Source organism: Sphaerisporangium rufum (assembly GCF_016863395.1).
GTDB lineage: Bacteria > Actinomycetota > Actinomycetes > Streptosporangiales > Streptosporangiaceae > Sphaerisporangium > Sphaerisporangium rufum.
In genome coordinates, this window is the sequence record NZ_BOOU01000063.1 from 16097 (window position 1) to 29354 (window position 13258).

General features: G+C 73.6%; 13 protein-coding genes. 9 read left to right on the plus strand and 4 right to left on the minus strand.

Features of this window, described 5'->3' with window-relative positions; translation table 11 throughout:
* The first annotated feature begins 65 nt into the window (after positions 1–65).
* Positions 66–719 (plus strand): pyridoxamine 5'-phosphate oxidase, encoded by a 654-nt coding sequence (gene pdxH / locus Sru01_RS23590; RefSeq protein ID WP_203989916.1) that lies wholly within the window; start codon positions 66–68, stop codon positions 717–719.
* A gap of 63 nt (positions 720–782) precedes the next feature.
* On the opposite strand, the gene Sru01_RS23595 is transcribed toward pdxH, so the two are convergent.
* Positions 783–2252: a CBM96 family carbohydrate-binding protein gene (locus Sru01_RS23595; protein ID WP_203989917.1), complete on the minus strand. Its 1470-nt coding sequence runs from the start codon at positions 2250–2252 to the stop codon at positions 783–785.
* Between the two features lie 364 nt (positions 2253–2616).
* Between Sru01_RS23595 and Sru01_RS23600 the strand changes: the two genes are divergently transcribed.
* The 4 genes from Sru01_RS23600 to Sru01_RS23615 all read left to right on the plus strand — a co-directional run bounded on the left by Sru01_RS23600 (position 2617) and on the right by Sru01_RS23615 (position 8149).
* The gene (locus Sru01_RS23600) at positions 2617–3861 is read left to right on the plus strand and encodes an MFS transporter (protein WP_203989919.1); all 1245 of its coding nucleotides are present in this window, start codon (positions 2617–2619) and stop codon (positions 3859–3861) included.
* A 172-nt stretch (positions 3862–4033) separates the two neighbouring features.
* Positions 4034–4738 carry an iron-dependent transcriptional repressor DtxR gene (locus Sru01_RS23605; RefSeq protein WP_203989921.1) on the plus strand — a complete coding sequence of 235 codons (705 nt, stop codon included), beginning with the start codon at positions 4034–4036 and terminating at the stop codon, positions 4736–4738.
* 216 nt (positions 4739–4954) lie between these two features.
* Positions 4955–7183, plus strand: a complete 2229-nt coding sequence (locus tag Sru01_RS23610; RefSeq protein ID WP_203989923.1) for an ATP-binding SpoIIE family protein phosphatase — start codon at positions 4955–4957, stop codon at positions 7181–7183.
* Positions 7184–7324: 141 nt separating this feature from the next.
* A complete protein-coding gene (locus Sru01_RS23615; protein WP_203989924.1) occupies positions 7325–8149 on the plus strand; it encodes a MerR family transcriptional regulator in 825 nt (274 codons plus the stop codon).
* Positions 8150–8332: 183 nt separating this feature from the next.
* Here the strand turns inward: Sru01_RS23615 and Sru01_RS23620 are convergent, their stop codons facing one another.
* A complete protein-coding gene (locus Sru01_RS23620; protein WP_203989925.1) occupies positions 8333–9019 on the minus strand; it encodes a DUF998 domain-containing protein in 687 nt (228 codons plus the stop codon).
* 67 nt (positions 9020–9086) lie between these two features.
* On the opposite strand from Sru01_RS23620, the gene Sru01_RS23625 reads away from it, so the two are divergent.
* A complete protein-coding gene (locus tag Sru01_RS23625; protein ID WP_203989926.1) occupies positions 9087–9755 on the plus strand; it encodes a TetR/AcrR family transcriptional regulator C-terminal domain-containing protein in 669 nt (222 codons plus the stop codon).
* A 228-nt stretch (positions 9756–9983) separates the two neighbouring features.
* Positions 9984–10757 carry an alpha/beta fold hydrolase gene (locus Sru01_RS23630; protein WP_203989927.1) on the plus strand — a complete coding sequence of 258 codons (774 nt, stop codon included), beginning with the start codon at positions 9984–9986 and terminating at the stop codon, positions 10755–10757.
* Positions 10758–10788: 31 nt separating this feature from the next.
* Here the strand turns inward: Sru01_RS23630 and Sru01_RS23635 are convergent, their stop codons facing one another.
* Positions 10789–11634, minus strand: coding sequence for a helix-turn-helix domain-containing protein (locus Sru01_RS23635; RefSeq protein ID WP_203989928.1), 846 nt, complete (start codon positions 11632–11634; stop codon positions 10789–10791).
* A gap of 130 nt (positions 11635–11764) precedes the next feature.
* Here Sru01_RS23635 and Sru01_RS23640 point away from each other — a divergent pair, with 130 nt between their 5' ends.
* A complete protein-coding gene (locus tag Sru01_RS23640; protein ID WP_203989930.1) occupies positions 11765–12097 on the plus strand; it encodes a hypothetical protein in 333 nt (110 codons plus the stop codon).
* Positions 12094–12714 (plus strand): NADPH-dependent FMN reductase, encoded by a 621-nt coding sequence (locus Sru01_RS23645; protein WP_203989932.1) that lies wholly within the window; start codon positions 12094–12096, stop codon positions 12712–12714. The genes Sru01_RS23640 and Sru01_RS23645 overlap by 4 nt, the downstream gene beginning before the upstream one ends.
* Before the next feature lie 92 nt (positions 12715–12806).
* Here Sru01_RS23645 and Sru01_RS23650 read toward each other — a convergent pair whose 3' ends face one another.
* Positions 12807–13175 carry a hypothetical protein gene (locus Sru01_RS23650; protein WP_203989934.1) on the minus strand — a complete coding sequence of 123 codons (369 nt, stop codon included), beginning with the start codon at positions 13173–13175 and terminating at the stop codon, positions 12807–12809.
* Positions 13176–13258 lie beyond the last annotated feature (83 nt).

Below are 13258 nucleotides of genomic sequence, written 5' to 3' on the forward strand. Positions count from 1 at the left end.
GGAGTTCGCCCTGGTGGGGGGCCACCGCTGTGCCGGTGGGGCCGGACGCGGAAGAATACCTGCCTGTGGATGCCGCATCGAGCCCGCCGTCGATCGCCGGGCTGCGCCGTACGTACGAGGGTCTGCCGTTCACCGAGGCGGATCTCGCCGCCGACCCGGTGACGCAGTTCGCCGCCTGGTTCGCCGACGCCGTGGAGGCCCGGCTGCCGGAGCCCAACGCCATGGTGCTGGCCACCTCCTCCGCCGGAGGGCTGCCGACCGCCAGGACCGTCCTGCTCAAGGGCTTCGACGAGCAGGGGTTCGTCTTCTACACCAACTACGAGTCTCGCAAAGGCCGCGACCTGGCGGAGAACCCGCGTGCCTGCCTGCTGTTCCCCTGGCACCAGATCCGCCGCCAGGTACGGGTCGAGGGCCGGGTGGCCCGGCTGTCGCGGGAGGACTCCGCCGCCTACTTCCACTCCCGGCCCTATGGCTCCCGGCTGGGGGCCTGGGCCTCGCGCCAGTCGGCGGTCGTGCGCTCCCGAGAGGAGCTGGACGCCCGCTACCGCGAACTGGCCGAGCGCTGGCCCGAGGAGCCGCCGGTGCCCGACTTCTGGGGAGGTTTCCGGGTGATCCCCGCGGAGGTGGAGTTCTGGCAGGGGCAGACCGACCGCATGCACGACCGGCTGCGTTACCGCCGTTCGGGGGAGGAGTGGATCACCGAGCGCCTGGCCCCGTGAACCTGGTCTCGTGAAGCTGCGCACCGCGCCATGGCCCGCCGCCGGGCCATGGCGCGGGCGTGGTCAGGAGGCCGCGCAGAACTCCTTCCACGCGGCGATGCCCGGCTGGTCGCGCAGGCGGTAGTCACCGTCCGGCCAGTTCAGGTCGAACCACATGTTCCACTTCGACCCGTGCCCGGCCAGGTAGGCGTTCATCGCCCGCACCCACTGGGCGCGCTTGGTGCCGTCGGCGTCACCCGCGGCCAGGGGCGACCCCAGCTCGGCGACGCCCATCGGCAGGCCGACGCTCTTGTTGGCGGTGACCACCTTGTCGAGGATGTCGGCCGGAGTGCGGTAGATCCCCTTGGCAGCGGTGTCCGGGTGGTTGTAGACGTCCCAGGCGAGCACGTCCAGCACGCCGTCGCCGGGGTAGTAGTCGCGCCAGTTCCGCTTGGAGCCCGCCTCCAGGGACCACTGCATCAGCACCTGGGTGGCGTGCAGCCGCGGGTTGTCCGCCTCCTCGGCCAGCTTGGCCAGATGCTGCCAGGCCTTGCGGTACTGGGCGGCGGTGAACATGCCGTCGCGGATCTCCTGCTCGGGCTCGTGGTAGTAGACCCAGTAGATGTCCCGGTCGCGCGGCGCGTCGGCGAACCACTTGCGCATGGTGGCGTCGTACTTTCCGGCGACGTGGTCGTCGGCGTCGCCCTTGAACGACACGACCAGCGGCCGCTTGCCGTAGTCGACCTTCAGCGGCCAGCTCTCCGGCAGGCCGGAGAAGAACACCCGGGCCGAGTCCAGGCCGCCGAACTTCGCGTCCTCGCGGGCGAGCGCCTGCTGCCGTGTCTCGCCCGACTCCGGCTGGAACGACGCACCGCACAGCGTGCCGCCGGCCGTCGTGGCGGCGGCGTAGGTGATGGCCAGCCGGGGGCCGGCCGACCCCTGCTCGCGGCTGTGGAAGACCGCCGCCGAGGAGGCGGTCGGGTCGGTGAGCGCGAACGAGACGGCGGCCGACGGCTTGAGCCGCCCGTCCGGCACGTCGAAGGACAGCGAGGTGGCGCCGGCGGTGACCTTCGCGGTGGCGATCACCGATCCGGTGGCCGGGCGGCCGGCGTAGGTCGTGGTCGCCTCCGGCCAGGTCGTCGAGGCCACCGAGCGCAGCTCGACGCTCGACGGCTGCTGGGTGACCTTGGCGAACGTCAGCTCCAGCGTGGCGGACGCGATCTTCATGCCGGCCGGCGTGGCCGGCACGGCGAACCGGAGCAGGGCCTGGGAATGCCAGGGGGAGGACCAGTTCGCCGCGGTGATCTTCGCCTCCTTGCCGTACGCGGTGTCGGGGCGTTCGGTGACCAGATAGGTGTCGGCGGCGGCGGTCACCGAGACCGGGGCCGCGGCCGCGCGCGTGGTGCCGGCCTGCGTGCCGGTCGACGACGCACGCGCCTTCGGCGTGGCGGTGGGGGACGGCGCGGCGGCCGCGGCGGCCGGCAGGGCGGCGGTCGACAGGACGGTGGTCGACAGGACGGTCGCCGAAAGGGCGGCGGCGAGGGCCGCCGGCATCGGCCGGCGCCGAGCGCGCGGCCGTACCGGACGTCCCTGGAGGGATGCGTCGGTGTGGTGGGACAAGTCGATCTCCGGATCGGTTTCGGGGGCCTCGGCGTGGGACGCCGGGGTTCTGGTCATGCCGTCCGGCCGCTCGGAAGCCGTGGCAGATCTTGATCAAGTTAGCAGCGCGGGCGGCCGCGCGGATCGATCTCGGAACATCTCGAAACAGGGAACGATCCAGCCGCCGGATCGGCTTCGCGGGGCCGCCGTGCGGCGTCCGGCGGCGTGCTGAGTAGAGTGCCCGGGTACTTCACCGGCCCTCCGGACATCGCAGACATTCCGGATGCCGGGCATCGCGCAGGAGCCGCACGGGGGACGGATGTCAGGGCTGTTTCGTACGCGGCTGCGCCGGGCCGCGGTGGACACCCGGCCGCTGCGCACTCCCGCCTACCGCCGCCTGCTGCTCGGCCAGGGCGTGTCGTTCATCGGCTTCCAGCTCACCGCGGTGGCGGTCAGCGCCCAGGTGTACGCCATCACCGGATCGTCGCTGTGGGTGGGGCTGCTCGGACCCGCCAACCTGATCCCGCTGGTCGTCTTCGGCCTGTGGGGCGGTGCCGTTGCCGACGCGGTCGAACGCCGCCGGCTGCTCATCATCGGTTCGCTGGTCGCCTGGTCGGCGAGCCTGGCGCTCCTCGCGCACGCCTGGAGCGGCCTAGGCAACGTCTACTTCATCCTGGCCGCGGTCGCCGTCCAGTCGACCGGCTTCGCGGTGACCTCGCCTGTCCGCTACGCGATCATTCCCCGGCTGCTGCCCACCGAGCAGGTGGCCGCGGCCAACACGCTGAACTTCCTGGCCGGCAGCATCGGCACCGTCGCCGGGCCGCTGCTGGCCGGCGTCGTGCTCGCCCGTGGCGGCTACGCCACCGCCTACCTGCTGGACGCGCTGCTGTTCGCCGCCGTCCTGTACGCCGCGGTGCGGCTGCCCCGGCTGGCCCCCCTTGGAGACATCGCCCGGCCGGGCCTGCGTTCGGTGGCCGACGGGCTGCGGTACATCGCCGGGCGGCCCATCGTGATGATGTCGTTCGTGGTGGACATCATCGCGATGGCGTTCGCCATGCCCCGCGCGCTCTACCCCGAGCTGACCGCCGACCGGTTCGGCGGGTCGCCGGTGGCGTTCGGCTGGCTGTCGGCGAGCCTGGCCATCGGCTCGGTCGCCGCCGGCCTGTTCTCCGGCTGGGTCGGCCGGGTGCGCCGCCAGGGCGCCGGCCTGGTCGTCGTCATCGCGCTGTGGGGGCTGACCGTCGCCGCCGCCGGCGTCGCCGGGCCGCTGTGGCTGGTGGTCGCGCTGCTGGCCGCCGGCGGCGCCTTCGACCTGGTGTCGGCGGTGTGGCGGCAGACGATCCTGCAGACCTACGCCCCCGACGAGATGCGCGGGCGCCTGCAGGGCGTCTTCATGGTCGTGGTGGCGGGCGGGCCGCGCCTGGGCGATCTGCGCGCGGGCGCGACGGCCGGCGCGTTCGGGCTGGTGCCGGCGTGGGCGGGCGGTGGGCTGATCTGCGCCGTGCTGGTGCTGGCGGCCGGGCTGGCGGTGCCCGCCTTCCGGCGCTACCAGGCGACCGGCTGATCCCGCCGATTCCCTGGAGCCACGGGCTTGCCGATCTCACGGCGCTCTGTCGGTCGGTCTGCGTAAGCTTCGTTCGAACGCCGGAGCCGCCCTCGTGGCGGAGGGCGTCCGGCCCGCCCGCGGATGGCCGCCGACCCGGGAACCGGACGTAGCATTGGGGAGGGGAGGAGCCTTGACCGCACACGGCCTGATCGACACCACCGAGATGTACCTCCGCACCATCTTCGAGTTGGAGGAAGAGGGGATCACCCCCCTTCGCGCGCGCATCGCCGAGCGGCTGCAGCAGAGCGGCCCGACGGTGAGCCAGACGGTGGCCCGGATGGAGCGCGACGGCCTGGTCCGGGTCGAAGGCGACCGTCACCTGACCATGACCGACCTCGGCCGCACCCTGGCCACCCGGGTGATGCGCAAGCACCGGCTGGCCGAGTGCCTGCTGACCCAGGTGATCGGGCTGCCCTGGGAGGAGGTCCACATCGAGGCGTGCCGCTGGGAGCACGTGATGTCCGAGTCGGTGGAGACCCGCCTGGTCACCCTGCTGAGCAACCCGGTGGTCTGCCCGCACGGCAACCCCATCCCGGGGCTGGACGAGCTCGGCGTCAAGGAGCCCGAGACCGCGGACGACGAGGTGATGTCGGCGATGGCCGACCTGGCCGGCCCCCGCGACGTCCCCGCGGTCGTGCGGCGGATCAGCGAACAAGTGCAAAGCGATCCCGCCGTCATGCTTAAACTCAAGCAAGTCGGGATACAACCCGGACGCGAGGTGACGCTCGCGGCGACCGATGACGGTGTACGGGTGACGGGTGACGATGAGGCGCACAGCACTTCCGTGGACATCCCACGTGACGTGGCCGCGCACGTCTTCGTCTCCCGGCGCTGAGAGCGCGGGACGGATCCGGTTGTCCAGTCACGGGGAACCCTCGCCGGCGGCCCGCCCTCGCCCGGCCGCCCTCGCCCGCCGCCGCGAACAGCGGGCCTGCCCGCAGTCTGTCGCCCCGCCGCCCGCCACCGTGCCGCCCACCACTGTGCCGGCCACCACCGTGCCGTCCGCCGCCCTGCCGTCCGCCGCCCTGCCGCCCCGACGGGCGGCCGGCCGATGAGACGCTGGGGCGACCTTTCCAACGACGCGGCCGAGCACATGACCGCCGGTTCCGTGCTCGACCACGCCGAGATGGCGGTGGTCGTCACCGACCGGTTCAGCAACGTCCTGTACTGGAACCCGTTCGCCGAGCGGCTGTTCGGCCGGCCCGACCCGGCGGCCGGCACCGGCCAGGCGGTCCTCTCCTTAACGATCATGGAGAAGGACCACCCGATGGCCGTCGAGCTGGCCAGGCACGTGCTGCGCGGTGGCGTATGGGAGGGCACCTTCGACGTCGAGCGGGACGACGGCACGATCATCTACGTCCGGGCACAGGCGGTGCCGCTGCGCCACTCCTCCGGCGCGGTCACCGGCATCGTCATCACCGCCCGCGAGGCGATGCGCAGCAACGAACGGGAGAAGGACCGCTTCGGCCTGCTGGAGCGCATCGGTGAACGGCTGGCCGGCTCCCTGTACGTCGAGGAGACGCTCAACCGCGTCGCCGAGATGCTCGTCCCCCAGTTCGCCGACCACTGTTTCATCGAGCTGGCCGAGGGCGACCGGCTGATCCGCAAGGTCTCCACCCACGTCAAGGGCTGGACCCCGCCGCCCGGCACCTGGCGGACGGTCGGCTCGGAGATCCGCTATCCGGAGGGCCACTACGCCGAGATCGCGCTGCGCCGCCAGGAGACGATCATCGTCGAGGACTTCGCGCAGTCGAGCTACCCCTCGCCCAGCGAGGAGAGCAGCAGGCTCTGCGGCGAGATCGGCATGACCTCGGCCATCGTGGCGCCGCTGTGCGCGCGCGGCGAGACGCTCGGGCTGATGTACCTCGGGCTGTCCAACCTGACCGACCGGCGTTCGCCGCACTACGACGCCTTCGACCGCGACTTCGTCGGCGCCATCGCCACCCGGGTCGCGATAGCGGTGGACAACGCCCTGCTGTTCGAGGAGGAACGGCACACCGCCGAGTCGTTCCAGAAGTACCTGCTGCCGCGCGCGCTGCCGCAGCTCGACGGGCTGGAGATCGCGGTCCGCTACCACCCGGCCGCGCCGCTCGCCTCCCACGGCCAGGGCATCCAGACGCAGGTCGGCGGCGACTGGTACGACGTCATCCCGCTGTCGGCCGGCCGGGTCGGCATCGTCATCGGCGACGTCGAGGGCCGCGGTGCCAAGGCGGCGGCGGTGATGGGCCAGCTCCGGGCGGCGCTGCGCGCCTTCGCCCAGGACGACAAACCCCCGGCCGACATCCTGGCCCGGCTCAACGAGTGGACCGGCGTGATGGCCGCCCCCGAGCACGACGACTACGGCGCCGACGTCAGCACCCCGCCCATCGTCACCTGCCAGTACATGGTGTACGACGCGTGGTCGCGGCAGCTGACGTTCGCCAACGCCGGGCACTCCCCGCCGCTGCTGATCGTGGACGGCACGGTCACCGAGCTGGACATCTCCGAGGTGGGCCAGCCGCTCGGCGTCAACGCCAAGGGCATGCACGCCGACCTGGTGTACAAGGAGGAGACCCGGGTGCTGCCGCCCGGGGCGACGCTGCTGCTCTACACCGACGGGCTGCTGGACCGCCGGCCGCTCCGCGAGTCGGGCGAGGCACCGCTGAGCGACGAGGAGATCTTCGCGGTGCTGGGCGAGAGGATCGCCGAGGTGGCCGCCGACTCGGTGGAGCGCATCGCCGACACCGCCACCGTCGCCGTCCCCGGCGAGATCGACGACGACATGGCGATCCTAGTGATCCGCTCGGCGGGCAAGGAGCTGAAGTTCCAGGAGCGCACCTTCCCGGCCCAGCCCATCATGGTCGGCGAGGCGCGGCGCATGGCGGCGGAGGCGTTCGCCACCTGGGGGGTGCCGGAGGAGCCCGCCGAGCTGGCCTGCCTGCTGGTGTCCGAGGTCGTCACCAACGTGGTGCTGCACGCCGCCAACGCGAGCGTCCCGCGCCGCGAGCTGGTGATGGACGGCCCGCCGCTGCCGTTCGACGAGTCGTGGGACGTCCCGGGCCTGGACGACGAGATCGCCAACGAGAAGGAGTTCACCCTGCGGCTGCGCCGGGGCGAGGAGTGCGTCTGGGTCGAGGTCTTCGACCAGGACCTGCGGCTGCCCCGCATCCGCAGCGCGGGGGAGAACGACGAGGGCGGGCGCGGCCTGTACCTGGTCGACCAGCTCGCCCGCCGCTGGGGCTCCCGGCCCACCAAGGAGGGCAAGGCCGTCTGGTTCGAGATCCCCACCCGGGGGCGCTGAGCGCCACCGGCCACCCGGCCGGCGCCGTCCCGCACACCGTGCCGGCAGGCACACCACGGCACGTACACCGTGTCGTCCAGCACATCGTGCCGGCCCGCGCGTTGACCCTCACACCGTGTCAGGCCCTACCCATGGAGGGCCATGTTCACCATCGGAGACTTCGCCAGGCACGGACGGGTGTCAGTGCGCATGCTGCGTCACTATGACGCGGTGGGCCTGCTGCGCCCGCGACGCGTCGACCCGCTGACCGGGTACCGCTGGTACGCGGCCGGGCAGCTCGCGCGGCTGAACCGGATCATCGCACTCAAGGACCTGGGGTTCACCCTCCAGGAGGTGGGGGCCATCCTCGACGAGAAGGTGAGCGTCGAGGAACTGCGCGGCATGCTCCGGCTGCGCCACGCCGAGCTGCGGTCCCGGATCGAGACCGACGCCGCCCGGCTGGCGCACGTCGAGGCGAGGCTTCGCAGCATCGAGAGGGAGGGCCTGATGCCCACCGACGACATCCAGATCAAGCACATCCCCGCCGTCCGGGTCGCCGAGCTGAGCGCGGTCGCCGCCGACTTCGAGCCCGGCACCATCGGCCCGGTCATCAGCCCGCTGTACGACTCGCTGGTCGACCGGCTCGCGGCGGCCGGGGTGACGCCGGTCGGCCCGGCGATCGCCTACTACGACGACGCCCCCGGCGGTGAGGGGGTCGTCGTGCACGCCACGCTTCCGGTGAACGCCGAGACCGGCCTGTCCGAGCACGGCTACACCGTGGTCGACCTGCCGGCGATCGAAGAGGCGGCGACCATCGTGCACCGCGGCTCGATGGACGATGTCATGCCGACCGTCCAGACGCTGGCCCGGTGGATCGAGGCCGGCGGCTATCGCTCCGCCGGCTACAACCGGGAGCTGTACCTCGAGGTCGGCCCGGACCGCAACACCTGGGTGACCGAGTTGCAGGAGCCGGTCGTCCGCGGCTGATCCGCGCCGGACGTGCCGGACGGGGGCGCGGGCGGGCCCGGCCCGCCCGCCTCGCGGCCCCGGTGGAGGCCCCGATCCGCTGGACGCCCCGGCCCCGGTGGGGGTCCCGATCCGCTGGACGCCCCGGTCTCGGTGGGCCCTGAGCCGGCCGGCGTCCCGGTTCCCGACAACGCGCCGGTCCGGTCATCCCGCGGTCTCGGTGGGCCCGCTCGGCCGGGTACGCAGGAAGTACGCGGCCAGCAGCGATGCCCAGCCCCAGCCCGCCAGCGCGCCGAGCCGCAGGAGCAGGCTGAGCGGCCGGCCCTGCTCGCCGCCGCCGGAGGCCGGCGAGCTGCCCAGGAAGGCGCCGTACGTCACCACCGCGGCGGCGCTGCACAGCCAGCCGGCCCGGGCCTGCCGCCGGCGGGCGAACCGCCGGGCGAACACCAGGCTCGCCGCGGTGACGCCGGTGAACGCGGTGAACCCGGCCAGCGCGTGCAGGTATCCGGTCGCCGTCGGCACCGGGGCCCGGCCGGCCGGCGCGCCCGGCGGGAACCCCCAGGCCGGGTCGGGGACGAAGATGCCGGCGGCGATGAGGCCGAGGCCGAAGGCGCCGAGCAGCACCGGCCCCCAGATCCCTTCGTGGCCGGGCCGGCGCAGCCGCCGCAGCCCGGCGGCGAAGGCGATGAACAGCAGGCCGGTGACCGCGAAGTTCGCGCTCTGGATCCAGCCGAGATCGCCGAGGCTGAGCATGCTGAGCGGGTGCCGCCGGGGATCGTAGCCGTCGGTCCGCGTGTAGTCCTGGACCAGCACGGCGGCGAAGAACAGCGGGGCGGCCAGGGCGCCGCAGGTGAGCAGAACCTGGGTCGTCCGGTCCGGGGTGGGGGACATGATCCTCTCCTTCCTTAGCATTGCTAAGGAGCGTCATGGTTCCTTAGCACCGCTAAGCTGTCAAGCGATGGCAGAGCAGAGGGAAAGCAGGCGCGGCGGCCTCACCAGGGCACTGGTGGTCACCACCGCGCTCCGGCTGCTGGACGAGGTCGGGCTGGACGGGCTGACCGTGCGCCGCCTGGCCGCCGAGCTGGGCGTGCAGTCGCCCGCGCTGTACTGGCACATCCGCACCAAGCAGGAGCTGCTCGACGAGATGGCCGACTCCATCGTGCTGTCGGCCGGCATGGGGCCACCCCGGGCCGGCGAGTCCTGGCAGCAGTGGCTGATCAGGCGGGCCCGCGCCTACCGCGGCGCGCTGCTCGCCCACCGCGACGGCGCCCGGCTGGTCGCGCACGCCGGCACGCTCGGCGACGCGACGATCAAGTTGTTCGACGAGGAACTCACCGCCCTGGTCCGCCACGGGTTCACCCCGGGCCTGGCCCTGCGGACGATCACGACGGTCGGCCAGTACACCACCGGGTTCGTCCAGCAGGAACAGGCCGAACGCGGCCGGCCGCCCGAGCCGCCGGCCGAACGGATGGCCACGCTGACCGGGCTGCTGGACGGCGGGCCCGACGCCACCGTGTTCACCGCCCTGCGCGAGGCGGGCAGCCCGCTGGGCGAGGAGGCCTTCGAGCACGGCCTGCGCGTCATCGTCACCGGCACCGCCGCGGCCCTCCATCCGTCCGGCCGCTGACCGTGACCGGGGTGGCGGCCCCGCCATCTGCCGGCGCGGGAGCCGCCGCAGGGCCCGATGCGGCGGCCCGGCACGGTGGCCCGGCGCGGTGGCCCGCCGCTGTCCGGTTCGGGTGCACCGTGTCGTCGCCCGCCGGCAGCCGGGCCCGGTGGCCGGCGGCGCCGGCCGGGTCGCCGGGCGGATCCGCGGCGCGGTGACACCGGCAGGGGCGAATGGTTGACTCAAGGGATGCGACTCGCCTACGAACGACGCGGAGACGGTCCGGCCCTGGTGCTGCTGCACGGTATAGGGCACCACTGGCAGGCCTGGGAGCCGGTGCTCGACCTGCTCGCCGCGTCCCGCGATGTCGTCGCGGTGGACCTGCCCGGCTTCGGTGCCTCTCCGCCGCTGCCGGCGGGCACGCCGTACGACCCGTGGACGCTGGCCGACACCGTCGAGTCGTTCTGCGCCGGCCTCGGCCTGCGCGAACCGCACATCGCAGGCAACTCGCTCGGCGGGTACATCGCCCTCACCCTCGCCGCCCGGGGCGTGGTCCGCTCGGCCACCGCGCTCTCACCGGCCGGCTTCTGGACCGCCGCCGAGCTGGCCTGGGCGGACGCGGTGCTGCGCGGGCTGCGCGGAGTCGCCCGCGGCCTGCCCGCCGGCCGGGCCGCGGCGCTCGCCCGGTCGGCCACCGGGCGGCGCCTGGCGATGGGCCTGCTGGTCGCCCGGCCCGAGCGGATGACCCCCGAAGGCGTGCTCGCCGGTGCCGCGGCGCTGGGCGCGGCCGCCGGGTTCGACGAGACGCTGCGCTCGTTCCGCGAGGCCGGGCCGCCCCCGGCGCCGAAGGCACCGGTCACCATCGCCTGGGGCGAGCACGACCGGCTGCTGCTCCGCCGCCAGGCGGTCCGGGCGGCGAGGTGGGCGGACCGGCCGGTGAAGCTCCTTCGCGGCTGCGGTCACGTGCCGATGGGCGACGATCCGGAACTGGTGGCGCGGGTCATCCTCGACGGCTCGCGCTGACGTCCGCCGGTCGGAGCACCCGACGGCGCGGTCAACCGGCCACGACGCGCAGCGCGCCCGGACGGCGGCCGGCCGCCCGGTCCAGCGCCGCGGCGGTGCCGGCGTCCGCGGGCAGGTACACCAGGAGCCGCAGCACATCGTCGGCGGCCAGCCCCAGGGACTCGTAGGCGAGCCGCAGCTCGCCGAGCTCCGGGTGCACCAGCCGCTGCACGCCGGTGCGGCGGGGGGTCGGGGCCGGCGCGGCCAGCCGGGCGGCGAACGCGGCGCCGATCGTCCCGGCCAGCCCGGCCAGGTGCGGATCCTCCGGCGGTGCCCCGGCCTGGAGCGCGGCGACCTGCTCGGTGGCGGCCTCGTCCCAGTCCGGGTAGGCGTCCCGGGCGCGCGGGTCGGTGAACAGGTGCCGCGCCAGGTTAGGCCGCTCGCCGTCGAGGACGCCGAGCGGGCCGGCCAGCCGCCGGTACCCGGAGGTGTAGGCCAGCACGTCGGCCAGCCGGTTGACCACCACCGCCGGCGCCGGCTCCAGCCCGTCCAGCAACGCCAGCACGGTGGGGCGGACCTCGCGGATCGGCGGTGACGCCCCAGGGCAGTTCAGCCGGTCACCACTGGCCGCCTTGGCCGCCTGCCGGAGGCGGATCCGCTCTTCCGCGGTGAGGCGCAGCGCGCAGGCCAGCGCGGTGAGCACCTGGCCGGACGGATGGCGGTCGCGCCCCTGCTCCAGCCGGGTGAGGTATTCGACGCTGATCCCGGCCAGCGTGGCCAGTTCCGACCGGCGCAGCCCCGGCGTCCGGCGGCGGGCACCCTCGGGAAGGCCCACGTCGGCCGGGGTGACGGCCTCGCGGCGGGCGCGGATGAACGCCGCCAACTCGTTGTCGGTCACACCTGGAATCTACCGCCGGACCCCGGTGCCGAGCGTGGCCCTGCCGGGGCCAGCCTCCGCCCGGTCTCCCTCCGGCCCGGCCGTCCCGCCAGGGTGGGTGTCCGGGGATGGCGACCGCGAAGGAGAGGGCATGCGCGTGCTGATCCGCTACCGGGTCAAGGCCGACCAGGTGAGCTACCACCTGGAGTTGCTGCGGGCCGTACACCAGGAGCTGGCCGAGCTGCGGCCGGAGAACGTCCGCGAGGCGGTCTTCCGGCTGGACGACCCCGGCGAGTTCGTGCACCTGGTCGAGGTCGACCCCGGCCCGGAGGTGCTGGCACCGCTCGCCGCCTTCCAGCGGTACCGGTCGACGCTCGACGAGCGGTGCGACGAGCCACCGGTGCTCACCGTGCTGCACGACGTGGCCGCTTACCGGTTCCCCGCTCCCGCACCGCTGACGACCACCAGGGAAGAGAGAACATGATCAGGATCGCCGTCATCCTCGGAAGTACGCGCCCCGGCCGCCGGGGCGCCGCCGTGGCACGCTGGATCGTCGCGGAGGCCGGTCGCCACCCGGACGCCGTCGCCGGTGACGTGGTGGTCGAACCGGTCGATCTGGCCGACTTCGACCTGCCGCTGCTGGACGAGCCGTCGCCGGCACGGTTCGGCGACTACCGCAACCCGCACACCCGGCGCTGGTCGGAGGCGGTCGCATCGTTCGATGGATTCGTGTTCGTCACCCCCGAGTACAACCACTCGATGCCCGCCGCGCTGAAGAACGCGATCGACTACCTATGCGAGGAGTGGCAGGACAAGGCCGCCGGGTTCGTCGGGTACGGGGCCGACGGCGGGGTCCGCGCCATCGAGCACCTGCGCCCGGTCATGGCGGAGCTCCGGGTCGCCGATGTCCAGGCGCAGGTCACCCTGGGGCTGTTCGCCGATTTCGAGATCGAGAGCCCGACCGATCCCGGCAGGCTCACGCCGCGACCGCACCAGCAGGAGGCGCTGGCCGGCCTGCTCGACCAGGTGATCGCCTGGTCGCGCGCGCTGGCCCCGCTCCGGGCCGGCCGGCGGGTTGCGCAGCCGGCGTCGACCGGCTGAGCACGCGGCCGGGGATCGGCCCGGCGGCGGCCCGGACCGTCCCGGGCCGCCCGCCGGACCGGGCACCGCACCGGAGCCCGCGCGGGGCACGCTCAGCAGGTGTAGGCCACGGTGCAGGCACCATAGGCGCCGACACCGTAGGTCCCGACCCCGTAGGAGTACACCGTCGGGTACCCGTAGACCGTGGGTGCGACGTAGGTCGTGGGTGCGACGTAGGCGGTGGGCGCCACGTAGTAGGTGCTGACCCGGGGCGTGACGTAGAACGTGGACGCCACCGGCGGCACGTAGTACGTCGGCCGGAACCAGGACAGCCCGTACACCCCGCCGGGCGCGACGCACGTCGCGCACGCGCCGGCCGGCCGGGACGGCGCGGCCGTCTCGGCCGAGGCGGCCGCGACGGTCCCGGCCAGCGCGGCGGCGCAGACGGAGCCGGTGACGATCAACCGGTGGATCGTGTTCATATGACCTCCCGTTAGCGTTCAGTCACTCTATGTGACCATGGCCCACGCTATCCGGTGATCGATCAGGTTTCCGTCGAGAATCG

Excerpts from the sequence above, each read along its gene's own strand:
- Sru01_RS23595 (WP_203989917.1), bottom strand. The coding sequence starts at position 2,252 with ATGCCGGCGGCCCTCGCCGCCGCCCTTTCGGCGACCGTCCTGTCGACC.
- Sru01_RS23600 (WP_203989919.1), top strand. The coding sequence starts at position 2,617 with ATGTCAGGGCTGTTTCGTACGCGGCTGCGCCGGGCCGCGGTGGACACC.
- Sru01_RS23610 (WP_203989923.1), top strand. The coding sequence starts at position 4,955 with ATGAGACGCTGGGGCGACCTTTCCAACGACGCGGCCGAGCACATGACC.
- Sru01_RS23615 (WP_203989924.1), top strand. The coding sequence starts at position 7,325 with ATGTTCACCATCGGAGACTTCGCCAGGCACGGACGGGTGTCAGTGCGC.
- Sru01_RS23620 (WP_203989925.1), bottom strand. The coding sequence starts at position 9,019 with ATGTCCCCCACCCCGGACCGGACGACCCAGGTTCTGCTCACCTGCGGC.
- Sru01_RS23625 (WP_203989926.1), top strand. The coding sequence starts at position 9,087 with ATGGCAGAGCAGAGGGAAAGCAGGCGCGGCGGCCTCACCAGGGCACTG.
- Sru01_RS23630 (WP_203989927.1), top strand. The coding sequence starts at position 9,984 with ATGCGACTCGCCTACGAACGACGCGGAGACGGTCCGGCCCTGGTGCTG.
- Sru01_RS23640 (WP_203989930.1), top strand. The coding sequence starts at position 11,765 with ATGCGCGTGCTGATCCGCTACCGGGTCAAGGCCGACCAGGTGAGCTAC.
- Sru01_RS23645 (WP_203989932.1), top strand. The coding sequence starts at position 12,094 with ATGATCAGGATCGCCGTCATCCTCGGAAGTACGCGCCCCGGCCGCCGG.
- Sru01_RS23650 (WP_203989934.1), bottom strand. The coding sequence starts at position 13,175 with ATGAACACGATCCACCGGTTGATCGTCACCGGCTCCGTCTGCGCCGCC.